The organism is Paenibacillus sp. P4_E11, assembly GCF_056401635.1.
Genome location: NZ_JBFUIX010000007.1, coordinates 1 through 24688, shown reverse-complemented (window position 1 = coordinate 24688; position 24688 = coordinate 1). Strand labels below are relative to the sequence as shown.

Sequence of the window (24688 nt, the reverse complement as noted above, 5' to 3'; positions counted from 1 at the left end):
CCTCCATTTTTTCGGTTCGTCTATCTACTTCAGACTCTATCGTTATGATAGAATGAATCCATCTATGTTGCATGCCAGTTTTTACGGAATATACCCCCATTTTTCCTGAAACCGTAAGAATCCGGAGGGAACCTATGACCCTGTATCCGATTTATTATAAAAGACATCCCAACGAATACTCGCCGCTGCCGCTGCAATTCAGCATTCACAGCTTACCCAACGGCTTCGTGGCGCATCGGCATGACTTTCTTGAATTTTCCTATGTGCTGGAGGGTACGGGATGGGAGATCATTAACGGCGTTCGGTATCGGAGTCAACCCGGTAGTTTTACATTCGTACTGCCTTATGAGGTACATGAGATTCAGACAGATCCCGGCTCCTGCTTGAAGTTATACAATGGGGAGTTCGCCATGAGCTTGCTGCTCGATTCCCATGGTGATGCTGGACTGCGCGGTCTATTAGTTGGCGAAGATCCGCCGCTCGCTTCACATGTTCAGCTTACCACTGAGCAAGATGCCCACATCCACCGACTGCTTGATGAGATATATGAAGAGTTTCAAGGGACTGAACAGTGGCGGGTACCGATGGTTAGGGCCAAGTTGACCGAAGTGCTCGTCCGCTTCGACCGACTGCGCCGATCGTCTGCTTCTACTACTTCAAGTCCTCAACCCCTCGACGTACGGAAGTCTGGTTCGGGTGAAAAAGCGTTATGGAGTGTGATTCAGTACATCCACCTCCATTCTCAGGACGAGCTCACCCTGAGCGATGTATGTGCTGCTTTTCATCTAAGTGTGTCTCGATTAAGCGATCTGTTCAAGAAGCATTCGGGCCAAACCTTTCTGCAAGTGCTTCACGACGTTCGTGTCCGGCATGCATGCGGCCTGCTCGTTTCTTCGGAGATGAGTATGGAGAATGTGGCGTTGGAAGTCGGCTATGGATCGTACAAAACGTTCTCCCGTATTTTCAAACTGCGCAAAGGCGTCACACCCAGTGAGTACCGCAAATCTCACATCGATCCTGACCGACATGAACGTGAACTCCATCCAGCCAACCACGGGTAGCGGCATCCGGTTACATGGTATCCCAGTGAATCAAAGCTTGCTCGCGCACCGTTCCCCAGTTGTAAACATACATTGTGAAGAGCCTGTAAAAATCACTTCATCCCGCTCCAGGTGCCTTGTGCGACGGACAGGTTAGGAGTATACTAGACAAGAATTTATTCGTAAGATTCGATATGAATTGACCCAAAGGAGGGAACGTTGCATGGACGGGGGCCGACCCAAACCTGATCAAGAACTGACTGACATAGGATGGCAATTGGAATCCGGATATCGCTTCGTTCCCTTCTTCATATAGTTAGGTTCTGCGAGGCCTTTCCTTCTGGATGAAGTTGCCCCTCTAGCAGTTTTTGTGTGGTTCGCACAAATGAATGGGTATTAGCATGATGTAAGCTGCCGACATTTTCAAGTCTGCAACTGCATGATGCTTATTTCCAGTTTGCTGCTGAAAGTTGTGAATGTGGGGGAAACTGCTAAGGGGTGATTGGATCATGAAAGTGAGATTGGTACAAAACGGACTTTTTACTACGATTGAAGATACATTGCAAATGTTAATTCCGCCGGACAACGGCTTTTACTGGATTGATGCAGGCGTTGAAGATTTGGAAATGCTCCAACCTTTGTTTCATCTGCATGAATTGGCGGTTGAGGATACACTGACCGAGGAAGAACAGCGGCCGAAGATTGAAATTTATGACTCCCACTATTTCATCGTAATTAACAGCATCCGGTACGACGACGAGGAGATTTTCCTGCGTGCCCTGAATATATTCCTGTTCAAACATGCCATTATTACGGTTACTCGTCAAAAAATTAATGAGATGCGCGCCATCAAACCCGTTTTGTGGGAAGAGGAAGTCAATTCAGCTGACCGGTTCCTCTACCATCTTGTCGATATCGTGGTCGATAATTATTTCAGCGTTGGCGACCGGATCGAAGTGAAGATTGAGAAGCTGGAGGAAGATATCGTCGTACACACGAAGAAAACCCACCTCAACGAGATTATCGGGTTGCGAAGCGAGATTCTATGGTTGAAGAAAATGCTCGTCCCGCAAAAGGAAGTCATCTGGACACTCAACAAGAAAGAACTTCGGCTCATCGATGATCAGTTGCAGAAGTATTTCAGTGACATTTATGAGAACGCAGTGAAGATTACGGAAACGTTCGAGACGTTCCGCGACCTGGTCGGCAACTTAAGAGAAGCTTATCAATCCAGCGTAGCTAACCGAGCGAACGAAATCATGCGGATCTTTACCGCGTTGACGACGATATTCATGCCGCTGACGATCATCACCGGCATTTATGGGATGAACTTCGAATTCATGCCGGAGCTGCACACACGGTTCGGTTATTTCGCAGTACTGGGGTTTATGCTGTTAACGGGTTCGTCCATGTTTTATTTTTTCAAAAAAAAGGATTGGTTTTAAAGTTGGGGACTGCATGCTGCATAAAAGCGGAGGCCTTTCGAGCAAAGTGTCGTTGTAACTAGGAAAACCGTTTTGCCCTGCTCAGACATCTTGTTTATCATCGATCGGATTATATGTTTTAGTGGATTCGATGAAAAGCCAAAACTCGCGGCAAACCGGTTTTCTCTTGTTCACTCGCCTTTGCTCGAAAGGCCTGTTTGTTGTGCATGCAGTTCTGGGGAGGGAGGGAGCAGTAAGGCGCTCGGGCGCCGACCTTTCGGCGGCTTGTAAGGCGATATTTTCGGCTTGCAGCTCGTACGTCGGCCTTTCGGTGGCTTGCAAGACGATTTTTTCGGCTTGCAGCCCGGGTGCCGGCCTTTTGGCGGCTTGTAAGACGATATTTTCGTCTTGCAGCTCGGGCGTCGGCCTTTCGGAAGCTTGCAAGACGATTTTTTCGGCTTGCAGCCCGGGCACCGGCCTTTCGGAAGCTTGTAAGACGATCTTGAGACTGTCGATTCATCGTGGGCCCAGGAGTGGAAAGTGAAAAAGAGGACCCTGGCGAGTTTTGGCTTGAACCTCCCCACCTCTGAATCCCTTATACAATCAAGGGAGGTTCAAACAAGATGTTTGAGCAGAAGGGGACTTTTTCACTTGGAACGGCCATCTCTGCTTTGAATCGACAATCTCTTCTTTCGCCTTGCGGCTCCCGCGGGCGCTACCACCGACAACTAAGCCGTCTGCTCCTTCTTCGATTGGAGCGAAGGCGCGTGATCCGCGGCTGCGAAGGCAAGCGCAGTGAGAGCTGCCTCATGATGACGATAGCGCAGGCGAAGCAAACGAAGCCACTCATACGTCTTCTCCAGTTGTGCACCGGTTAGCTCACGGTCGGCGCCATAGATGCGTTTCACGATGGGCTTGAGGAATCGGTCACCGGAGTCCCCGAAGGCGCGCCATGCTTCATCGATCTCCTGCTGAGGTAGTCCACGCAGCACCGGTTCGATCATCGGCTCCATGTCGTATCCCTCCTTGTCGAGTTCTTCGATGCGGGACAACAGCTCTCTGGAAGGGAGCTTAAGCAGTTGCTGAAGAGTTGCCAGATCCTGTCCTTCCCGCACCCCTTCCAACAGCTTCAGCTTCATCTCTTTGCGCTCCGCCTCACTCTTCGCACGCAAATCCCATTGCTGCCGCACCCAATCCTCGAATCCAGCCTGATCCACTTGCTCCGTCACCCACTCCAACGGAAACGAAGTTTCCCGTGCATGATTACCCGTGATTCGAAGCAGATGCTCCCCATACAGACTAGTCTTGTATTCGCCAAACCCGGGAATTTGCCGTAGCTCCTCCGCTGTATGCGGCACGAATGCGCTAACCATCCGCAGCATCCGATTCGAAGCCAGTATGAACGGTGACTTGCCTTCCTTGCTAGCTTGCTCGTTACGCCATACGCGCAGCTCCTGGAACAGATCGTCCCGCCCGTTCGCTTCACTGTAGTAATGCAGCATTTGCAACACTCTCGCTTTGCCCCCAGGCATTACGGCCATTTCTCCCGACATGTCTACCAGAGCGGCGTATCCCTCACTGCGTTTATTTTGCAGTCGATTGCGGAACTGCTGCATCATCTCGCTCCAGCTCATCCCGGCGTACCAGGTGTCACGTTTAGCCGATCCATCGTCCCCTTGCTCCGTCCATTCGACGCACCATTCTCCCCCGTGCTCAGCAATCGATACTTGCGCAGATGCGATCCCCTGCTCCTCAGATTTCCTCTCGAAACTGTTCAAAAACACTAAATTCACTAAACATCCGCCTCCCATAGGCCATTAAAGTATCATTAGACAGCAAAAAGCACCCCTCCTACGCCATGTAGAAGAGGTGCTTCCCCTGTGAAATGATTACTTAAACAATACCATAATTACCCATAAGTTAGCAATAGCTTTTCTTCGGAATAGCGGATCAAGTCTATGAAGCGTATCTCCGTCAACTCCGCTGGTTGGCTTGTTGTCATTTATCAGTTCGCGCCAGTCAGGCAGTAGGTCTCGATCGCGTGGGCCACGCCGCTCTCTTCGTTGGAGAGGGTCGTATAGCGGCACACCCGCTTGACGCCCTCCTCCGCATTATCCATTGCGATTGCCATCCCTGCCATCTGCAGCATTTGTACATCGTTATGGTTGTCGCCGATCGCTGCGGTATCGTTCAGCGGGATATTCAAATGAGCGGCCATACGCTGCAAGGCGAGCCCCTTCTGCGCCGCCGCATTCGTAATCTCCAGATTATTGCCGGCAGACGAGCTGATCGCGAGCTGCGGCTTGCGTTCGAGAGCGGCTTGGCAGTGCTGCAATCGGGAGCTGTCGTAGGAACACGTTAACAGCTTGTAAATTTCAACGCCCGCCAGCACCTCTTCCAGCGATTGAACAGGTATGATCGTGCTTCTCTCAAACCGTTGCTCCGCGATGGCCCGCACGGCCTCTTCCGGCAGATGGGTCTCCGTCTCGCGGATTGCGGTCATGCGCAAAGCGATCGCGCCCTCGGGGTTATCCGTGAATACGCCGATATTCGTATAGACTTCGTAGTATAGGCGTTCCTGCTCCAACAGCGCCCGAATCTCGGCAAACACCGCATCCCCAAGCGGGATTGTAACCAGCTTGCTCCCGTCCTGGCCATACAGCTCGGCGCCGTTAGAACCAATAATCGGACAGATCAGACCGGCCGCCGCGAGCTTCGCCCTCGCCCATGCATAAGGTCTTCCCGTGGCGATCACGACTGCAATGCCTTGCCGCTGCGCCTGTTGGATCCCCAACGCATTCGCCTGTGTAATGTCAAGCGCTTTCGTCAAGAGCGTTCCATCCATATCGATGGCGATAAGCTTCATAAATGATCGTCCTCGTCCAGTCCGGCGGCGGTCTCCGCGAAGGCGGCATCGTTCGGCGGGATACCTCTGCCTTGCGTAGCAAGACACCTTTCCGCCGATGCGGAATAGATGTAAACCGTTTTCCGGCTGATCCGTCGGTTCGCCTCCACCTCAACGACCAGCCGGTTCAGCCCCGGCTCCAAACGATGCTGCACCGTGAATAATCCGCCTTGGTCGGCGTTACCGGCCGCTTGCCGGTTAATACGCACGGCGGCATGCGGCGTCGTATAGCCCGCCACTTCGACCGCATTGTCGCTGCCGACCGAACCGCTCTTCTCGACCGCATACCGGGTCTGGTTCCAGCCCTCGGACTGGCCGAGCAGCTCAAGCTTCGGTCCCCGCAGCTCCGTTGCCAAAACGCCGTCCAACACCGTCCCTACCGCGTCCCGCGGTCCCTCGAAGCCTAACAGTCGTGCCATGGTCGGCGCCATATCGACCATCCATACCTGTTCTTCATACGTAATGCCCGGTATAACACCGGCTCCCGACATCATTGTAAACACATGCTGTACGTGCTTGTGCAAAGAATCGTGGTTAGCCCCGACGGCCCGGGGAACGTCATCTCCGTCCCAGCGGAAATGAAACGGCGGCTCAGGCGATACGACCAAATCGGCAAACCCCGGAAATGCCCCGCGCTTCAACAGCTCTTCTTGATCGAGATGGGTGCCGTAGTAATTTTTCCGCTGAACGCGGGACACGATCTCCGCAATAACCTCCCACTCGACGGGAATTCGGAAATTGATCTGAGCCTGCAGCGTGACTGTAGTAACTACGATATCGGTATCGTCCTGCGCCTGCATACCTTCCTGGCACAGCAACTCCACCTTGTATCGCTCTCCCCTGAATAGAACGCCCGTTTCGGCAATCGTCTCTGCCAAATCCGGCAAACAGCTTATCGCCTCCTCCGGGAAAGGCGCCTTCAAATCTTTGGCGGCAGCGCCGTAAGGGGCCATTCCGTGATCGGTCGTCAACACAATCGTTGTCCGCTCGAATACGCCTCTCTTCTTAAGCGCATGGACGAGCCGGCCCAAATCGGCATCCATCCGCCGGATCGTTTCGCAGATGTTGTCATACCACATCTGCCTCGTCTCCGCCACCCTCAATCCCTCGTAGGTAACCCTGCCGTTATGGGCCACCGTGTCGATGTCGTCGGCATAGATGGAGAGAAACCGTGGCACATCATCGAATCTCATCGTCACATCTCCGGTGGCCACTGGCTCGCCATTGATCACCTTGATCATTTCATCGACCCGTTCGGCAAAATTGCTCGGCAAGCTTACTCGGATATAAGGCTGCTCCACATTCCCTTCGAACGTTCCCCGGTTCTCGAAATACCACGCATTTACCGCCGCAAGACTGACACCGCTCCGCACGGCAGCTTCGGCGATATTTTCCAACGGATTGTGCCGCTGAAATTGGATGACCCGATTCAGCCCCACGTCATAGTAACGGTGGCAGTTGCCTGTATCTGCAGGCCATGCACCCGAAGCGATACACTGCTGCATCGCCCCCGTAATCGAAGGGATTCCCGTCCCAACATTGGTGAACAGCACCCCCTTCTGCAAAAGCGCATTCAGATTGGGCGTGCCACCATACGATTCATTGACGAGCCTGTACCATTCGTAAGCAAATCCGTCCCAGTTCAAATAAATGACATAACCTCGTTGTTCGGCACCGTTCATTGGCCTATTCCTCCTTCCCGCAGATCCGAAGTTCAGTAATGTTTCATCGGCATGGGCTTGCCGATCTTGGCCGATTCATACGCAGCCCAAGCGACCTCTGCCGCACGCAGCCCGTCAACGCCCGTAATGGACGGCTCGCGGCCTGTCCGGATGCTGTCGACGAACTCGCCAACCAGCGCGCCGTTGGAGCTGTCCCCCCAGCCGACTACTTTATGGGTCGTGGAGCCGCTACTCTCCCATAGACTGCCAGCCTGGGCAAAGGCGTCCAAATGGATGACTCCCTTCAAGCCTACGATGCGCATCGTCACATCTCCCCATGTCGAGAAGGTGGACGGCCGCGACCAGCTCGTATCGAGCGTGGCGATAACGCCGTTGTCGAACTTCATCGACAGCAAGCCGCAGTCTTCAACCGGAATGTCGTGCAGCAGCGTATCGATCTCGGCGTACACTTCGCGTACTTCGCTCTGCAGCATCCACCGCATGATATCTGCGACTTCTTGCAGCGATGTGAATACAGGCGCGTCCCAGCCTTGAGCGATGCGATCCGCTTTAGCCGCGTCGATATCGCAAACTGCGGCGATGCGTGCACCGTCCATTTGCCGGTAAGCCCGGTTGTGGGTGTTCCCCATCGTACCGGCCCCGACCAAACCTATCTGGATCACGAATCTATTCCTCCTTATGCGTTCCATTGAAACGCAGCTTCGTTGGTTTTATAGGAAGAAGCAGCCTTCGCGACTGCCGGAGAGGCGGCATGAATAAGCCCGCTGTTCCGGCAATCTGAGGCTGCTCCGCAGTAGTACACTTATTTCTTAATGCTTGAATACCATTCATTCGCTTCTTTTTCTAACTGCTCACCGCCTGCTTTTTTCCACTTCGCCACGAACTCGTCGAAGTAGGCAATCGGCTTATCACCTGTAATGATGCTGATGAAGGCATCCTTCTCGATCTTCATCAATTCCTCTTTATACTTGCCGTCGGAAGCGAGCGGAGCAAGCAAGGCGTTGCTGATGCCGCCTTCTTTGAAGAAGTTTTTATCCGCCCAATCGAATCGAGGCTGCGCCCGCTTGATCGTATAATCCTTCGGCTCGAAAGGATTAAGCATCACGCCTGTCTTGGTCAGCGTCTTGGCATCGGCTCCATTAATGAAACCCGGAAAACCGTTTTCGTTGAATTCCCAAGTCTTCCCTTTGATACCGAATATGCTCGTCAAGTAATCCTCGTATGTTCGATTCATTTTGTCCAAATTTTCGAGGGCCTTGGCCATCTTATCCGGTTCCTTCTCCAATTGCTTGCCGAAACCGATAAAGGTGCCGTTAACCTCGCTACTGCCGGTTACGCCCATTTTTTCGTTCGGCCCTTTCGGCGGCTTACCGTATGTCAACGTTTCAGCAGCTTTTGCATTAATTTTTTGCAGCTCAAGGAAGTTCTCCGATTTGGAATCTCCCTTGTACAGGACTGGCTTCCAGTGGTAATAGTCGCCGATGCTCGTGAACCCAATCCGGTTGTTGAAGAAGGAATGAGAGAAGGCCGCATAACCGCCCTGATTTTCGCCGGTTAAGAATTCCGGATCGAGCACTTTGTCTTTATACCACTTGTTCAGCAAGGTGAGCGCTTGCTTGATCTCAGGTTGGACCGAGCTGTATACGAGCTTGCCGTCACGTTCCTGCCATTTCTCCGGAAGATAGCCGAACGCTCCGTATACCGCCTCCATTCCGGTCTGAGATAACCCGAACGTATCCTTTTTCCCGTTCTGGTCCGGATCTTCGTTCGCGAATTTGTACATCGCCTGTTCGAATTCCTCCAGCGTCTCGGGCGTTTTTTTGATGCCCACGTTGGAGAGCCAATCCCCCCGCCATACGATCGGCTTCCGGTAACGAACGCCTACCGGTATTGGAATAGCATACTGCTTGCCATCGATCTTCCCGTATTTCAAAGCGCCTGGAACGACTTTTTCGATCATCTCGTTATACAGATAGGGCGCATACTTTTTGATCATGTCTACCGGAATTTCCGCAAGCAGATCCTGCTTCGTATATTTTTGCAGCCCCGTGAAGCCTTTGATGAACATTTCATCAGGAATTTCGCCGGATGCAAACTTGAGGTTCAGGATTTCATCCCACTTGCTCGACTCGATGTTCCATACATCGTAATCCGTATTCAGTTTGTCGCCCCAATATTTCAGCATTTCCCCGTCCTTATCCACAGGCACGACAGCCGATAGCGCTACAGAGATTTTATACCTCTTGTTCGGATCCGGCGCATTTTTGTCCGCAGCCGCTGCAGAACTGTTTGAAGCCCCGCCGTTCTCCCCTTGGGAAGCTCCCTCGTTCGCCTGTTTCGTGCAGCCTGCCAGCACCAGCGTCGTCATCATGCTTGCGAGCAGCATGACTGCCAGCGGTTTTCTTGAACGTTGAATCACAACCATCGACCTCCATGTTCGAATTGTTCATTTATAATCAAGATGAAGGATTCATCCTTGATTAACCTTTTAACGAGCCAACCATAATGCCCTTGACAAAATGCTTCTGAACAAAAGGATACACTAGCATAATCGGGATCGTCGCCACCATGACCGTAGTTGCCTTGATCGTTTCCGGATTCGCCACCATATCTTTGTCATCGAACGCGTTGAGATCCATCATATCCTTCGTCCCCTCCAGTACAATTCTGCGCAGAACGACTTGGAGCACATGCTTGTGCGAATCGGAGATGTAGATCATGCTGTCGAACCAGGCGTTCCAATGATGCACGGCCGTCCATAAGCTAAGTGTGGCGATGATCGGCATAGACAACGGAATAACGATACTGAACAGGATGCGAAGTTCGTTGGCTCCGTCAATCTTCGCCGACTCTTCCAAGCTTTCCGGCAAGGACATAAAAAAATTTCGGGCGATGATCATCTGGAACGTATGAACCAACCCGGGGATAATAAGCGCCCATAAGGAGTTCATCATCCCAAGATTTTTGATTAATAAATAGCTTGGAATAATTCCCCCGGAGAAAAACATCGTGAACACGATAAATCCTGTCCAAAATCCGCGATTCGGAAAATGTCTCTTGGACAGTGGATAAGCGGTGAATACAGTAGCCAGAACGGTAATAATCGTACCAATGACCGTCCTAACGATCGTATTCGCAAAGCCGGACGCGATAAATTCGTTGGTCAACACTTTTCCATAGTTCGCTAACGTGAATTTCGGGGGAATGATATGGATTTGCGAGAAAGAAATGTCCCCCGGGCTGAACGAAAGCGACAGCAAGAATAGGAACGGATATATGGTCGACATGCACAACAGGATCATTAGCGTGTAGTTGAATGTATCAAACAGCTTGCTTGACAAAGAAGTTTTTATGCGAGAAGGCATAGGCCATCCACCTTTACGAAAGTTCAATCTTACCATAGCCCGTAATCGTTGATTCGTTTGGCAATGGCGTTGGCAATGAAGATGAGCGTGAAGGCGATGATGTTCTTGAACAGCCCTACTGCTGTTGCGAAGCTGTATTCCATCCCGACAAGCCCTTTGCGGTACGTGTACGTGCTAAGCACATCGCCTACACTGTACACCGCAGGATTGTACATATTGAATACTTGGTCGAAATCGTCATTGACCAATCTCCCGATGGCAAAGATCAACATGATCGTAATGATCGGCGCCATCGAAGGCAACGTAATGTAGAAGATGTTCTGGAACCGATTCGCTCCATCCACGGTGGACGCTTCGTACAGCTCCGGATTGATGGAAGACAGTGCCGCCAAATAGACGATGGTTCCCCAACCAATATCTTTCCAAATATCGGTTGCTACTAGAACCGAACGAAACCAATCCACATCCGCTAAGAAGTAGATGGGCGTGATACCGATCGACTGCAACATAATGTTGATCGGCCCGATCGAAGGCGACAGGAACTGGACGAACAGCCCAGAGATGACGACCCACGACAGGAAGTGAGGCAGATAGCTGATCGTCTGCACAAGTCTTTTGAAGAAATGGAGCCGCACTTCATTTAACAGCAACGCTAAAATAATGGGGGCCGGAAAGCCAAACACGAGCTTGTACGTGCTGATTAAGATCGTATTGCGGAATACTTCCCAGAAGCTTCCGAGCGCGAACAAATCCTTGAAATGTTGAAATCCGACCCACTTGCTGCCCCAAATGCCCAGGCTGAACTTGTACTCCTTAAATGCGATCAGAATGCCGTATATCGGTACATAATGAAAGACAATGTAGTACAGCACGGCCGGAACGAATAGCAGCACCAAATATTTGTTTTTCAGGTACGAATGGAACAGCTTGTTGCTTCTGCGGGGATTCGGCGCGATCTTTCGCTGTTGAATGGCCGATTGGTTCATGGAGCGTCTCCTTTCTGTCGCTGTTTGCTTTCTCGTTATTCACCATATAAGAATGAGCGGCAATGATAAATACTAAAGATTCATCATCATATAAACAGGTTACAACAAGCATTTTTTAGCGGAATATCAAATATTCATGATCGTATCAATTATCGAAGAAATAGCCTTTTCCTAGCCATTTCCCTACTTGGTTTACACAAACTTTATCCAACCGCAAAGGGCAGCATGGTATAATAAGCTTAATTTGATGGCGCTTACGCCTTATGCAGCAAGCGACAAAAACAAAAGGGGATCGGGTTGGAATGAAAATATTCGGAAGGTTGAGGACAGTTTTCTTCAGACTGATTCTTTCCTATATCATCTTGATTCTGATCACGCTTGCCATTGTTGGAGGTACTTCCTACTATTACTTCTCCACCAACTTCAATGAGCAGGTCGAGAAGGTCAATAACCGCATCTTGACTCATCTCAGCCAGTCGATCGAAGACGATATTATCAACATCGTGGAACGCAACTACCTCACACTCGTCACAGGAGACGCGCAAAACACAAGCCCGGCCATGTTTTTGTTCGACAACACCTTAGAGGGCAACCATAGTATGGTCAACGCCATCCATCAGCAATTGAAAGCGTTAACAGCCGCCAATGCCGCTGTCGTTGCCTCGGTAGGCGTCTACTACAAAACCAACAACATCTTGATTACTTCCGATACAGGCATTACATACTTGGGTCAAGAGCAAGAGTCTCGGCTCAATCTGGATTGGATGGACCGGATCCAGACATCTTCGGGCACGCAGTGGATTGAGACGCGGAAAGTGCAGCCCCATCTATCGTCAGATACGCACACATCCGATCTGCTGACATTCGTGAGACCCTACCCGTACACACCCAATGCAGCCAATATCAAAGGGTATATAGCCATCCATATCAAGGAAAGTGTACTGTACGACATCATCCAATCGAGTGATTCGAGCCAGCTGCTTCTCCTGAACCAGGACGGCAAGGTGCTGTCGAACAGCAACAAAGCAGCTCTGCATGAGCCGCTTATCGGTCGCCCTTATATCGCCGAGATGTTGGGCGCGAACCAAACAACAGACGGTTTTGTCGAGAAGGTTGACGACGTCAAAACGATGATCTCCTATGTAACACTCCCTAGCGTGGGCTGGAAGCTGATCAGCATGACGCCGGTGGACGAATTTTATAAAAGCACGACGCTAATCCGTAATATGCTCATCCTGATGTGCATCGTCGCCATCGTAATCGGTGTGATCGTCTCAAACATATTTACGATGAATATGTATAACCCGCTGAAGAGGATCATCCATAACGCAAGGCAATTGTTCGGTACGAATCAGTTCCACAACGAGAACGAATTCAAATTTATCGATCAAGTGATGAACAACCTGTCGGTTAAAGTAAGCGAGCTGGAGCAGACATTGAAGACCAATATGCCGGTCATTAAGCATAATGTCGTGCTCGGCTTGCTCACATCCTCGATTCGCAGCCTGGAAGAATTGAACGCCCGGCTGCATATGCTGAACATCTCCTGGACAGGCAACGCCAATTATGCCGTCACCTTCCGATTGGACGCCGAACAGATGGGCCATTTGCCCATGGAGAAAAGTCAATTCGTCAAGTATAACTTGATTGACTACATCGAGAAGAAGAGCTGCTCAACCTGGTTGCTCCTCGCTACCGAACAGTCCGATCAGGAGATTTATATGATTGTGGGCAGCAAAGAACACGATATGGACGCCGTCGTCCAGCTCGTTCACGACATCGCTTCCTATGCGTATTCAAGCTTTATGATCCATACGGCTGCGGCAATCGGCAGATGTGTAGAGACACCATCCGACCTGCATAAGTCGTTTGAGGAAACGCGGAGGCTGCTTAAGTATCAATACTATTTACCCGAGGAAGGCGTCTATTACGGCGACAAGCTACTGCAGCGGGAGTATAGCCGCGAGCAAATTCCCGAGGAACTGCTGAATCGGTTCGCCGCCACCCTGCGTACCAACAAACGCGAAATCATCCGGGAGGAGATCGGCGCTTTCGTGGGGCTGCTGCAAAACGGTAACTACTCCGCCGATCACTGTCACGACAGATTGCAAGAGATCATCTCGATGATCCGTACGTATATCAAGGATATCCATTTCCGCACGGACGACATTGTAGGCCCCGAGATGCTCGAGCAGTTAGCCCGGATTCGCAACATCGCGGAGTTTGAGCGTTGGCTGCTGATTGCCGTGGATGCGACCATCCATCATGTGGAGCAGCGCAGCAGCAACCGTACCAATGACGTTATCGGACTGGTCAAGAACTACATTCTCTCCAACATCGCCGCCCCGCTGTCACTCGACACGCTGGCCGATCAAGTATCACTCAGCCCGCGTTATTTGAGCCGGGTGTTTAAGGACGAGGTCGGGGTCAACTTCACCGATTTCGTGACGAAGCAGCGTATCGAGCGTGCGAGTGAGCTTATTGTATCGACGACCCTTAATGTCGAACAGATCGCCGAGCAAGTCGGCTTTAACAGCTCAGCCTATTTCATCAAGAAATTCAAAGAGAATTACGGGATTACGCCGAAAAATTATAAGCATCACTATCAGTTGGGTTTCGACAAGAAACTATAGCACTCTGCAGTCATACCAGAGACAAGGAAATAGACCGGGTTGCGCTTATGGCAACACCGGTCTATTCCGCCTTGCAATCATTAATTCATCTCTTGGTCTAGTTCATAAATTGCGCGTATTGCAGGAACCGTTTCAGCATCGTTGCGGCTTGTGCCCGGCTCGCGTTCGCGGATGGCCCGAACGTCTTGTCGTCCATTCCAATTACGATGCCTGCTTGTACGGACGCCGTCACCGATTCTTTCGCCCATGCGCTGATCTGCGCTTGATCGGAGAATTTGGACGCCAGCAGCTCGGGAAGAACCGTTATGGACGCGGATGCGCCTGCCGCCTTCAGCGCCCGTGCAATCATCACGGCCATCTGTTCGCGGGTAATGGCGTCATCCGGCCGGAATGATCCGTCCTCCATTCCTGAGACGATGCCCGCTTTCACAGCCGCGCCCACGTAACCGGCATGCCAGTCGGACTGGGATACGTCGACGAAGGCGGAGCCGCCCTTAACTTCGCCCAACCCAAGCGCACGAACGAGCAACGCCGTGAACTGCGCGCGAGTAATGTCGCTGTCAGGAGCGAAGCTGCGTTCGCTTACGCCCTTCGCCAACTGCTTGGAGGCAAGCAGCTCAATATCGGACTTAGCCCAATGATTCGCCAAGTCGTCGAACGACTTTTGCCCTGAAATGATCATATAGGCACTGTTACCGCTGCGCTTGATTGCGGCCTCTGTTTTTCCATTGGCCTGGGAAAATACAGCCGGAACGAAAGTAAGCTCACCTGTCGCTGGATCATACCAAACCGCTGTTGCCCGAAATGGATCGATGTAGCCGGGTATGATGACCGTTCTTGTGACGTAGGTGCCACCGAAGCTGTTGATTTCGACCGTACTCCCTCCAGCCACTTCTACGGTTATGCTGAACTCTATCGCCTCGCTCAGAGGTGCAGTCCCCGTTGCTCTTGCTTCCACTGCCATTTGTTGGGCCAGCTCATCCGACGCCTTCTCCACCTTGATCGTCACTTTCAATTGATCGACGCTCGTGCCAAGCTTTTGCGCCCATTCGGACAGTTGAAGCAGTCGGACGGGAAGATGATACGTCGCCAGTTCTGTTTGAACAGTAAGAATCGCTTCTGGGGCTGCTGCAACCTTGGACAATGAACCCCCGGATATCTCCAGCGTAGTACCAGCTTCGCTGCCCGCGATCGGGAGCATGATCCGATTATCACCGCTATTCTTCAACTGATTCAATAGTTCATCCAACTTCTTCTCATCTAACGTCACATGGACCGGTTGACCCGTGCTCGTCGATCCCGTAGAACCAGTAGATCCATTAGTGCCTGACGTACTTGGTCCGCCGGTGTAATAACCACCCGAATCCGAGCTGCCTGATGAGTTCGATGAGCCTGTTGTTGCAGACGTTTCCGATATATTTTGCATCAAGTAACCGCCCCATGGCAGTTCTCCCCTTGTTGTCGAGACGGTGGATACCGATCTGGTCAATGTAGTTCCACCGAATGTATAAGTCAACGTATATTCACCCTTCGGCATATCGAAGTAGTATTGAACTCGATCGGCTGTTACGTTGCCGTAAATGTCCACGGAATCACCTACATAATATTTGCCGTTGGCCGTATTCGCTTGGGGCTCCCCATAGGAAGCTTGATACGTCGTGTTCGTAAGGGCATTGTAAATGGAAACGGTCGTTCCCAGCTTCCCCTTGCCGTTCAATGCAATTTCACCATAAATATGATAGTTCGACGTCGGCAATCTTTCCGCTTCATGGAAAGTCACGACAGCCACAGCTAACTTAGTCAGCCCGTTGGCGATCAGTGTTTGTGTCGCATCGATATTTTCTGATAAAATGACAGCTTCCGTTAAGGACTCCTTGAATACCGCCTTGGAGCCTGGCTTGTAGTGGCCTGTATCAGGACCTTCTACCGCAGCTTCGTACAGCGCTTTTCCTTCCGACAACTTTTGCAATAATTGTTCCCTCGGCACCGTGTAAGTAACGTATACAACTTGACGCGTTTCGCGAGCATTATCTGCTGCAACGGTTTCCACGATCAGCCGGTTAATCCCCGGCACCAGCGTGTGCGCGACGGAGAAGGCGCCTTGGGCATCGGCAACGCCTACTGCTTTATCATTGATTTTGACCGTCGCTTGCGGAGCCGTCTGACCGCTCACCGTAAAGCTGCTTGTATTGACGTACACATCATTGGAGGACGGTGTTGACAGCGCGAGAATTGGTCCGCGATACGCCTCGTCAAGCACTTCGTCCAGCACGATGCCAGTCGCGCTTGCTGGTCCTTCAATCCCCAGCAGCCTTGCCATCGTAGGTCCCAAGTCAATATTGTACATTTTCTTATTGTACACGATTCCTTTCTTGACATTGGCACCTGCCAGCAACGCGAATACGTGCTGCGCATCATCTTCAAGCGAATCGTGCTGGCCTGTGATGGGCCTTAGCTTCGTCGGGTCGCCCGTTTTGAAGTGGTACGGTTGTTGCGGTGAAATCAAGAGGTCGGCAAAATGTGCCGCCGTTCCGCGCTTAACGATGTCTTCTTTGTACATGTGCGCACCATAATATTCTTTTTCCTTCACGCGTGCGACAATCTCATCGAGCACCGCACTCTCCACCGGCTTGCGGAATTTAATTTGTGCCTGTAACCCAACAGTTGTAATTACAACCTCTGTATCCGGCTTGGCAGATGTTCCCTCTGCGTAGACAGTTTCCACCTTATAGTCTTTCCCGCGGAACTTCTGTCCGACAGCAGCGATCGTCTGTTCCAGATCAGGCAGGCTTGTTAATGTTCCAGGCAAGTATGGCTGCTGGAATTCATTCGTATCCGCCCCGAATCTCACCATACCGTGGTCAGTTGTCAGCGCTATCGTCGTTTTGTCATAAATGCCCCGAGCCTTTAAAGTATCCACAACTCTCCCTATCTGTTCATCTACTTCGATAAGGGTCTTCGCCATAGTATCCAAATAATCTTGGAGATTTCCCTGTATGGGATCGTGAGTGTTATGTCCGGCCCCATCCATGGAGTCGAAATACAAGGACAGGAAGTTCGGCACATCAGCAAACGTGATCATCTTGTTTCCCGATTTGACTGGCTCCCCTTTGATCACTTTGATCAGCGCGTCCGCCCTTTCCTGCGCAGAACCAGCGGAGATGTACGGATGCGCTTCCTCACCTGCAACGGCTCCCCTGTTCTCGAAGAAGAAAGCATTGACCGCCGCCAATTTGATATTGCGTTTAAACACGGCCTCGGCGACGTTTTCCAAAGCGTTATCTCGATCATACTGGACGACGATGTTCGCGTCATTATCGTAATGCCGGTAATCGTTACCCGTGTCGATCGGCCATGCCCCAGAGACGATGGCTTGCTGCATCGGATTTGTGATCGAAGGAATGCCTGTACTTGCATTTGTAAACAAAACTCCATCCTGGATCAATGCGTTAAAGTTAGGCGTCCCTCCGTACGGTGCGCGGTTGGCCAATTCGTACCATTTGTAGGCGAAGCCGTCCATGTTAATGTAGAGCACATAGTTGTCAATAGGAGGCTCTGCCTGAAGGTTAAGCAAACTTCTTCCTTCTGCATTAACGGGTACTGGTGTGCCCATAATCGCTGAAATAGTCGGTGCGATGTCAATGATGCTAGTCTGGGCCCGCACGATCCCTTTCTGTGAGATCAAATTACCGGAGATGACACCGAATACGTTCATGGCAGTAGAATCGAACGCATCGGGTCGGGCTACATTCACGACGGATGTAGGAGTGAAGTCGAATCCGTCCTTCGGCAGCACGAGCAGATCGGCGAACTTCGGATGAACTCCCATCGGATCAAGCTGTTGACGAGTAAGCACATCCTTCACATACGGTTGCGACTTGATCGTTTGAATAAGTGCATCCACTTGATCTGAGGTGATCGCTTTATTGAATATGATTTGCAAATACTTGGCTTCGAAGTTGTTTACGACTACTAAGTCGATATCGGCGGTAACGACCCCCGAGCTCGTTGCTTTTACTTTAAAATTACTGTTGGTCATGACCGTAACCAGATCGGCTGTTTTCTTCGATGCTGCCGACTCCGTCAGGACAGAACCGCTATGCGAGGATATCATGTACGTCGTCTTCTGCGGATCGCCTTTTTGATCGATCGTCGACTTGAGAATTCCCAGCTGACCGTCCAGAGCGACTAGAGCATCAAGTTGATCATTCAGAAGTCCTTCCTTCGTAACCGTCCCCGATCGGCCGACATTATAGATGTCGTTCGAATATATATTCAAATAATCCGGTTGACCGTAAGTCGTAATTTGATAGACGGCGCTATTGACACTAGCGGAAACGCCGTCAGCAAACTTGGTTGCAGCATTATAGGTGTAAGGGCTTGTCACCCCTGTTCTTAGCGGGGGTTCCCCGACAACCAGCACGTTCCGCGTGTTTGCCATCGCGCTTGTTATCGTTTGCGCGTTATTGGTTGTACTGCCTGTCCCGGTTACTGTATTGCCATTCAAATATTTGTATGTATTGCCCGTCGTTTTCGGATAGGCACCCGTCGTCGCTGAATAGTGCGCGGCTTCCACCGAAGGAACGGTCGTTTTATGATTCATAAACCGCATTCCATTGGCTACGAGCGCGTCCAGGTGCGGCGTCGCTTTCCCATTCTTTTTGGCCAAATCGTACAACTCGCTGTAGAAGCCGTCCCACGTAATATGTACGACTTTATTGTAGGTGGAGGATGTGACCGATACGTCTCTGCCTGCTGCGTTAGCCGTTAAGATCCCGGTCCCTCCGGTGATTATACCAAGACTGCTAGTGAATAATGCATAGATTAATAGAATGCTAACCAGGCGAATGAATGATTGCTTCATGATGCTTGTCCTCTCTCCCTTCGTTTCGCTTCTTCGTCCTTCCCTTGCCCATCTCGATTCTCACCTTTATTCCCGTCGCGTACCGATCAGCCTCCTCTTCTCATACCAAGCAAGAGACACATGGAAACAGCCATCTTCTCCTCTATATCCACCATATAATGAGGCGCTCCCGACTCCTATACAAAAGATTCATCATCATATAAGCCTTTGCATTCTCCGCTTCCGGGAGGCTAACAAAATTTCACGAATATATAAATATAAGCTTCTATAAGGAAAAGTCTATTGATTTACATTCATAGGCAGTATAGGATTTCTATCAAAGGCTTGACGGTATCATGCGACACCAAGATAATAAAGGAGAGAACATTCGATGAATAAACCTAACATTTTGCTTATCATGACGGATCAACAGCGTTGGGATACGCTGGGGTGTTCCGGTAATCAGGCTATTGAAACGGTAAATCTGGATTGGTTGGCTTCCCAGGGTACTTTGTTCACCAATGCCTATACACCTAGTCCTTCTTGCGTTCCGGCAAGAGCCGCGCTGCTTAGCGGACTGGATCCTTGGAATGCGGGAATTCTCGGTATGGGCGGGGGACAAGGGCCGATGGGGACCAACTTTCCGCATACTCTTCCCGGTGAACTGGCCAAGGCTGGATACCATACCCAGGGGATTGGAAAAATGCACTTTTACCCGCAACGGTCTCTTAACGGGTTTCATCATACGGTTCTAGATGAATCGGGGCGAGCCCAGGACCCAGGATTTGTTTCCGACTATAAAAGGTGGTTTGACTTGCATAAGACGGGGGACTATGGCATTACCGACCATGGCATCGATTGGAACTCATGGATGGCCAGGCCGTATCACGCACCGGAGTTTCTGCATCCGACCAATTGGACGGTTAATCAATCGATCCAGTTTTTGCAGCAGCGTGACCCGAGTGCTCCTTTTTTCCTGATGACGTCATTCGCGCGCCCGCATTCCCCTTACGATGCTCCGTCGTTTTATTTTGACTTGTATCAGAATAAAGCTTTGCCTGAACCGTATGTAGGGAATTGGGCTTCTATGAACGATGTTCGCGAGGATGCAATGTCGCCTGTTGCCTGGAGGGGCAAGCGAAGCCCTGAAGAGACGATGCGGGCGAAGGCGGGCTATTACGGCTCGATTCATCATATTGACCATCAAATAGGACGACTGCTCATGTACATGCAGCAAAGCGGACTAATGAATAACACGATCATTGTGTTCACCTCCGACCATGGTGATATGTTAGGAGATCACAACTTGTGGCGTAAAACGTACGCCTATGAAGGTTCCGCTCATATTCCGCTCATCGTTCGACTGCCGAAAAGCATGGGGAAAACCGTACCCATAGTCGATCAACCGGTCACGCTGCAGGATATTATGCCAACCCTGTTGGATGCTAGCTTATGTGCAGTTCCAACAACGGTAGATGGACGAAGCTTACTTGACTTACTTCGCGGAGAAACCGTTCAATGGAGGGACTACATACATGGGGAGCACAGCACCTGCTATTCTGTAGATCAGGAAATGCAGTACTTGACGGATGGCAAAATGAAGTATGTGTGGCTGCCACGCCTCGGCTGCGAGCAGTTGTTCGATCTTACAAAAGATCGTTCCGAGAATGTAAATTTGGCTGAAGACACGCAAGCGCTCCCGGAGCTGCTCAAATGGCGTGCACGTATGATTGCACTGCTGCAGCGACGGAATGCGGGACTGACGGATGGCGATCAGTTGGTGTGCCAGTCTGGAAAGCCGTATCTGGTTTCACCGAAGTATACGGAACGGGTCGGGGAACATCCGTCCTCCATCTTTAACAAGTAGGCATTCTGTTAATTGCAAAACAATTCCCCTTGTGGTACTATAAATTGATGATTTTGAACAGAATGGCGGAATTCATATGATTTTAGCGCAGCAATACAATGAACTGAATACTTTAAAATTGACGTAGTCCTCAACCGGGAAGGTTGAGGGCTTTTTGTTTCCTTAGGGAAATAAACGTGGCGGGGGGAATCATTTGTGCACACAGATAACAAGCAATCGTGGCTAGCTATATGGATCAGTCTGGTGAGCAATATCCTGCTAACCGTAATAAAGATTGTCGTCGGTCTGGTATTCAAGAGCCAGGTGCTGATCGCAGACGGCGTTCACAACGCTGGAGACGTAATTGCTTCAGCAACCGCGTTCGGCGCCATGCGCATTTCCAATCAGCCTGCGGATGAGGATCACCCATACGGACACGGCAAAGCCGAAGTCGTTGGGGCTGGCATTGTAGCTGTTATCCTCGCGCTTGCCGCGATCTGGATCGGATACAACTCGGTTGTAGCTTTGCTTGGACCGGCACCGGAGGCGCACATTATCGCGCTGATCGCGGCATTCATCTCGCTTATATGGAAGCAAGTGCTCTACGTTTACACGCTCAAGGCAGGGAAATCGGCCAATAGTAAAAGCTTGCTAGCTACCGCCTACGACCACCTAGCCGATGTGTATGCATCGCTCGCTGCGGTCATCGGGATCGGTCTTGCCCTGATCGGGGAAATGTACGGCTACGCCTACTTGGCCTATGGGGATCCGGCGTCCGGGATTATCGTCTCTCTATTGGTTCTGAAGCTAGCCTTCCACATGGGGCGTGATTCTATCGATATCTTGATGGAGAAAGCTGTAAACCTCGAGCAAATTGAGCAATACGCTTCTCTCGTCAGCACGGTTCCTGATGTGAAGCGGATCGATCGGCTGCGTGCACGCGAACACGGACATTACATTCTGGTCGATGCCAGGGTCAGTATTCCTGGGGAGTACAGCATCCAGCAAGGTCACGACGTCAGCCGGAAAATCAAAAAGGTCATTATGGATGCGGACACTCAAGTCGATGAAGTACTCATTCATATTAATCCATGGTACCCAGACTCCAATTAGGGTTCTCATTTTGCCGATCAGTTGCGTATCCTGTATAATGACGAAGTAACTTTTCGAGGGGGACTCCTATATGTCGGCTAGTGAATTTGACTTTTTGTACGATCATTCAGAAGATACGATTACACGATTTGTTTGTTTTGTAGGGGAGACGCTGCAACGGTTCGATCTGGCCATCACATCCACGAATCGTTTTTTTGGTAAAAAGCTGGTCACCGACATTCAATCCGGACGCACGGCCATTATCGGACCGGACGATCTCGAGGAACCGGGATACTTGGAACATGTGTACAAGCTGGAAGAGGAGCAAGCCGAGGAGCTGCGCACATTCCTGATCGAGATCGTGGGTATGGTGCATTTCACGGATATTTGACATTAACGAGGAGCCGTACATATTCAGGCACTCGCTGTGGAACACTGGACAAAGAGGTGATCTCCACATGTCCAAGCAGCAACAGCCGGAAGAGTATAACGAGGAAGGTTTTCTTCAGGAGGATCGGGATCGATACACGGATCTCGCCACAGTCGAATCCCAGCGGAATGACTTAACGGCGGAGGAATTTCCCGAGGGGCCTTATGGATCGAACATCCTGCCTCAGACGCTTGGCAAAAGCACGCCATGGCGCAAAGACCAGCGCCCGCCCAACACGTTCACTTACGAAAATCGGGAACTGCATCAAGGGCTCGACCGCGGCGGTTATCCGGGTGAGCACGATACACACGACGAACAACAAGAGTAGTACGAGCACGAAAAAACGCCCCTGTTCATTTTTCTAATGAGCAGGGGCGTTTTTTTTGATTTTGGCTATGTTAAATCTTAATGTTGATATTTGATAATATCGAACAAATGTTCTATGGTGAGGGTGATATCACTGTTCGGAGATGATTGAAGCTTGCTGATACGTTAGACGATAGCGGTAAGCGAGAGCTTATCTATTTTTGCAGTCACGAACCAAGGGTGTGGCGGTTCAAGTTCGAGCAATTGATGAAATCCAAGATCAGAAGCACAAAGATGGGCTTGTTTGTCCGCATTGCAAAACCCATTCTGTCGTGCGTTTTGGGAAGTACGCTGTAAAAACACGTGCTGGATAGGCTAAACGTCAGCGTTACCGTTGTAAGTCCTGTCGCCAAACCTTCAATGACCTTACAAACACCCCTCTGCAACGAACGAGGAGACCTCATATATGGGTTCGTTTTATTGAATGCATGATTGAGGGCTATTCTCTGAGAAAATGTGCAGAGCAATTAAACGGTGAAGTCACTCACGTCACCTTATTTTACTGGCGACATAAGATTCTTTCCGCCCTGAAACAGATCCCAACCGAAGCATTCCAAGGTATCGTAGAAATGGACGAGACCTACTTTCTGTACTCGGAAAAGGGCAAGCGTAACATCGCCGAACGTAAGCCACGTAAACGTGGCGGAAAAGCCAAATATCGTTGCATAAGCAACGACCAAGTGTGTGTACTCGTTGCCCGTGACCGTCAGAAAATGACTTACTCTGGCGTTTTTGGACGTGGGCGTATTCGGAAGACGGAAAACAACGTGTTAAAGGCGTGTACCATATCCAAAACGTAAACAGCTATCACAGCCGCTTGAAGAAATGGATGGACCGCTTTCAATGGTGTTGCAACCAAATATTTGCAACATTATTTAGCTTGGTTTCGTTATATTGACAGCAAGGAATATGAGAATACCTCATCGAATAAGAAAAATATGTTGGTCAAATCGTGCCTTTTTACTGTGACCGACACGAATACCAAGCTTCGGATTTCTGCTTATTCTTGTTGAGCGTGGGAGGGTGTACTTTTGAAACCTAAAACGAAATGGATATCAATTTCAATTATAATTTCACTGATAGTTATTTGTTTTATCTTAGTTTTGTATAACTCAAAACACGGCAATGAGTCACTCTTAAATAAAGCATCCAAAATGAATTTATACGAGTCTGGAAATAAAATCGAAGTCATTAAAAATACCGAGATGTATAACAGTATATTAGAATTAATTGATATGGAATTCCCAGATATTTATGGTATCGATCCCCCCATATCAATTGAGGAGTTTGAAACAATTAAAAATTTCTCAGTTGAGTTTGTATTAAACAGACCAGAAACAATTAAAGCTAATACTGCTGAAGGTAGAAAAGAATTTAAAATCACCTCAATTATTTTTCCATTAGATGATCAGTGGGAATATCAAGCATATGTTACAACCGAAGATGGATTAAATTATTTTATAGGTTACAGAGATAATTTGCAGACCTTGGTTAGAAATATAGTCCCAACTACGAATTGATTACACATTAAAAAGAATGCTGATACAATTCATTTTTTATGAACTGAATTGAAATTAAGCAGTTAGATAACCAATAAACCGCCGTTTCACCAAGGCGGTTTTCTTGTGCTCGTAAATCAACATTAGAATTTAACAAAGCCTTGATTTTATGTTTATTGTTTGACCATCAGCGCGACATTCGCGCTCTAACAACGCGGAAAATCCGCGTTACAGCGGTCCCGGCTGGGCCTGCAGGGGCGATTAGCGCGGATTTTGAGGCTGTCGATTCATTGTGGGACAAGAGATATCTCGGCTTACAGCCCCTGCTGTTGGCCTTTTTCGTACTGCAAGCCGATTTTTGAGGCTGTCGATTAACTGTGGACAAGAGGAGTGGAAAGTGAAAAAGAGGACCCCAGCGAGTTTTGGCTTGAACCTCCATACCGCAAAATCTCTTATACAATCAGGGAGGTTCAAACAAGATGTTTGAGCTAAAGGGGTCCTTTTTCACTTGGAACGGCCGTTTTTGCTTCTATCAACAGTTAATCGACAGCCTCTCATTCCGAAAGGAGCTATCCGC

At 50.0% G+C, this 24688-nt stretch carries 16 protein-coding genes and 1 pseudogene; 9 read left to right on the top strand and 8 right to left on the bottom strand.

Annotated elements, in window-relative coordinates; all coding sequences use genetic code 11:
• Positions 1-134: 134 nt before the first annotated feature.
• Both AC1DWB_RS04800 and corA read left to right on the top strand, forming a co-directional pair.
• Positions 135-1061: an AraC family transcriptional regulator gene (locus AC1DWB_RS04800; RefSeq protein WP_477539898.1), complete on the top strand. Its 927-nt coding sequence runs from the start codon at positions 135-137 to the stop codon at positions 1059-1061.
• A gap of 488 nt (positions 1062-1549) precedes the next feature.
• Positions 1550-2485 carry a magnesium/cobalt transporter CorA gene (corA, locus tag AC1DWB_RS04795; RefSeq protein ID WP_477539897.1) on the top strand — a complete coding sequence of 312 codons (936 nt, stop codon included), beginning with the start codon at positions 1550-1552 and terminating at the stop codon, positions 2483-2485.
• Positions 2486-3192: 707 nt separating this feature from the next.
• Here corA and AC1DWB_RS04790 read toward each other — a convergent pair.
• The 7 genes from AC1DWB_RS04790 to AC1DWB_RS04760 all read right to left on the bottom strand — a co-directional run bounded on the left by AC1DWB_RS04790 (position 3193) and on the right by AC1DWB_RS04760 (position 11402).
• The gene (locus AC1DWB_RS04790; RefSeq protein ID WP_477539896.1) at positions 3193-4257 is read right to left on the bottom strand and encodes an HRDC domain-containing protein; all 1065 of its coding nucleotides are present in this window, start codon (positions 4255-4257) and stop codon (positions 3193-3195) included.
• 212 nt (positions 4258-4469) lie between these two features.
• Positions 4470-5330, bottom strand: a complete 861-nt coding sequence (locus AC1DWB_RS04785) for a Cof-type HAD-IIB family hydrolase (protein ID WP_477539895.1) — start codon at positions 5328-5330, stop codon at positions 4470-4472.
• A complete protein-coding gene (locus tag AC1DWB_RS04780) occupies positions 5327-7051 on the bottom strand; it encodes an alkaline phosphatase family protein (protein WP_477539894.1) in 1725 nt (574 codons plus the stop codon). The genes AC1DWB_RS04785 and AC1DWB_RS04780 overlap by 4 nt, the downstream gene beginning before the upstream one ends.
• Before the next feature lie 32 nt (positions 7052-7083).
• The gene (locus tag AC1DWB_RS04775; protein ID WP_477539893.1) at positions 7084-7713 is read right to left on the bottom strand and encodes a Gfo/Idh/MocA family protein; all 630 of its coding nucleotides are present in this window, start codon (positions 7711-7713) and stop codon (positions 7084-7086) included.
• 140 nt (positions 7714-7853) lie between these two features.
• Complete coding sequence (locus AC1DWB_RS04770; RefSeq protein ID WP_477539892.1) at positions 7854-9470, bottom strand: type 2 periplasmic-binding domain-containing protein; 1617 nt, start codon at positions 9468-9470, stop codon at positions 7854-7856.
• Between the two features lie 61 nt (positions 9471-9531).
• Entirely contained in the window at positions 9532-10416 is an 885-nt protein-coding gene (locus AC1DWB_RS04765; protein WP_477539891.1) for a carbohydrate ABC transporter permease, read from the bottom strand.
• 29 nt (positions 10417-10445) lie between these two features.
• Complete coding sequence (locus AC1DWB_RS04760) at positions 10446-11402, bottom strand: ABC transporter permease (protein ID WP_477539890.1); 957 nt, start codon at positions 11400-11402, stop codon at positions 10446-10448.
• 302 nt (positions 11403-11704) lie between these two features.
• Here AC1DWB_RS04760 and AC1DWB_RS04755 point away from each other — a divergent pair, with 302 nt between their 5' ends.
• Positions 11705-14035 carry a helix-turn-helix domain-containing protein gene (locus AC1DWB_RS04755; protein WP_477539889.1) on the top strand — a complete coding sequence of 777 codons (2331 nt, stop codon included), beginning with the start codon at positions 11705-11707 and terminating at the stop codon, positions 14033-14035.
• Between the two features lie 97 nt (positions 14036-14132).
• Here AC1DWB_RS04755 and AC1DWB_RS04750 read toward each other — a convergent pair whose 3' ends face one another.
• Positions 14133-18899: an S-layer homology domain-containing protein gene (locus AC1DWB_RS04750; protein WP_477539888.1), complete on the bottom strand. Its 4767-nt coding sequence runs from the start codon at positions 18897-18899 to the stop codon at positions 14133-14135.
• Positions 18900-19269: 370 nt separating this feature from the next.
• On the opposite strand from AC1DWB_RS04750, the gene AC1DWB_RS04745 reads away from it, so the two are divergent.
• The 6 genes and pseudogenes from AC1DWB_RS04745 to AC1DWB_RS04720 all read left to right on the top strand — a co-directional run bounded on the left by AC1DWB_RS04745 (position 19270) and on the right by AC1DWB_RS04720 (position 24132).
• Positions 19270-20745, top strand: coding sequence for an arylsulfatase (locus AC1DWB_RS04745; protein ID WP_477539887.1), 1476 nt, complete (start codon positions 19270-19272; stop codon positions 20743-20745).
• A 195-nt stretch (positions 20746-20940) separates the two neighbouring features.
• Positions 20941-21837, top strand: coding sequence for a cation diffusion facilitator family transporter (locus AC1DWB_RS04740; RefSeq protein WP_477539886.1), 897 nt, complete (start codon positions 20941-20943; stop codon positions 21835-21837).
• 70 nt (positions 21838-21907) lie between these two features.
• Positions 21908-22207 (top strand): DUF3055 domain-containing protein, encoded by a 300-nt coding sequence (locus tag AC1DWB_RS04735; protein ID WP_477539885.1) that lies wholly within the window; start codon positions 21908-21910, stop codon positions 22205-22207.
• A gap of 67 nt (positions 22208-22274) precedes the next feature.
• The gene (locus tag AC1DWB_RS04730; RefSeq protein ID WP_477539884.1) at positions 22275-22574 is read left to right on the top strand and encodes a hypothetical protein; all 300 of its coding nucleotides are present in this window, start codon (positions 22275-22277) and stop codon (positions 22572-22574) included.
• A 241-nt stretch (positions 22575-22815) separates the two neighbouring features.
• Positions 22816-23625 (top strand): annotated as a pseudogene (locus tag AC1DWB_RS04725) (IS1595 family transposase); the annotation flags it as partial.
• Between the two features lie 18 nt (positions 23626-23643).
• Positions 23644-24132, top strand: coding sequence for a hypothetical protein (locus AC1DWB_RS04720; protein ID WP_477539883.1), 489 nt, complete (start codon positions 23644-23646; stop codon positions 24130-24132).
• Positions 24133-24688: the final 556 nt, after the last annotated feature.

What these genes read in the sequence shown, in the direction of transcription:
- AC1DWB_RS04785 (WP_477539895.1), bottom strand. Translation starts at nt 5,330, where the DNA reads ATGAAGCTTATCGCCATCGATATGGATGGAACGCTCTTGACGAAAGCG.
- AC1DWB_RS04750 (WP_477539888.1), bottom strand. Translation starts at nt 18,899, where the DNA reads ATGAAGCAATCATTCATTCGCCTGGTTAGCATTCTATTAATCTATGCA.
- AC1DWB_RS04765 (WP_477539891.1), bottom strand. Translation starts at nt 10,416, where the DNA reads ATGCCTTCTCGCATAAAAACTTCTTTGTCAAGCAAGCTGTTTGATACA.
- corA (WP_477539897.1), top strand. Translation starts at nt 1,550, where the DNA reads ATGAAAGTGAGATTGGTACAAAACGGACTTTTTACTACGATTGAAGAT.
- AC1DWB_RS04760 (WP_477539890.1), bottom strand. Translation starts at nt 11,402, where the DNA reads ATGAACCAATCGGCCATTCAACAGCGAAAGATCGCGCCGAATCCCCGC.
- AC1DWB_RS04735 (WP_477539885.1), top strand. Translation starts at nt 21,908, where the DNA reads ATGTCGGCTAGTGAATTTGACTTTTTGTACGATCATTCAGAAGATACG.
- AC1DWB_RS04730 (WP_477539884.1), top strand. Translation starts at nt 22,275, where the DNA reads ATGTCCAAGCAGCAACAGCCGGAAGAGTATAACGAGGAAGGTTTTCTT.
- AC1DWB_RS04745 (WP_477539887.1), top strand. Translation starts at nt 19,270, where the DNA reads ATGAATAAACCTAACATTTTGCTTATCATGACGGATCAACAGCGTTGG.
- AC1DWB_RS04780 (WP_477539894.1), bottom strand. Translation starts at nt 7,051, where the DNA reads ATGAACGGTGCCGAACAACGAGGTTATGTCATTTATTTGAACTGGGAC.
- AC1DWB_RS04800 (WP_477539898.1), top strand. Translation starts at nt 135, where the DNA reads ATGACCCTGTATCCGATTTATTATAAAAGACATCCCAACGAATACTCG.
- AC1DWB_RS04755 (WP_477539889.1), top strand. Translation starts at nt 11,705, where the DNA reads ATGAAAATATTCGGAAGGTTGAGGACAGTTTTCTTCAGACTGATTCTT.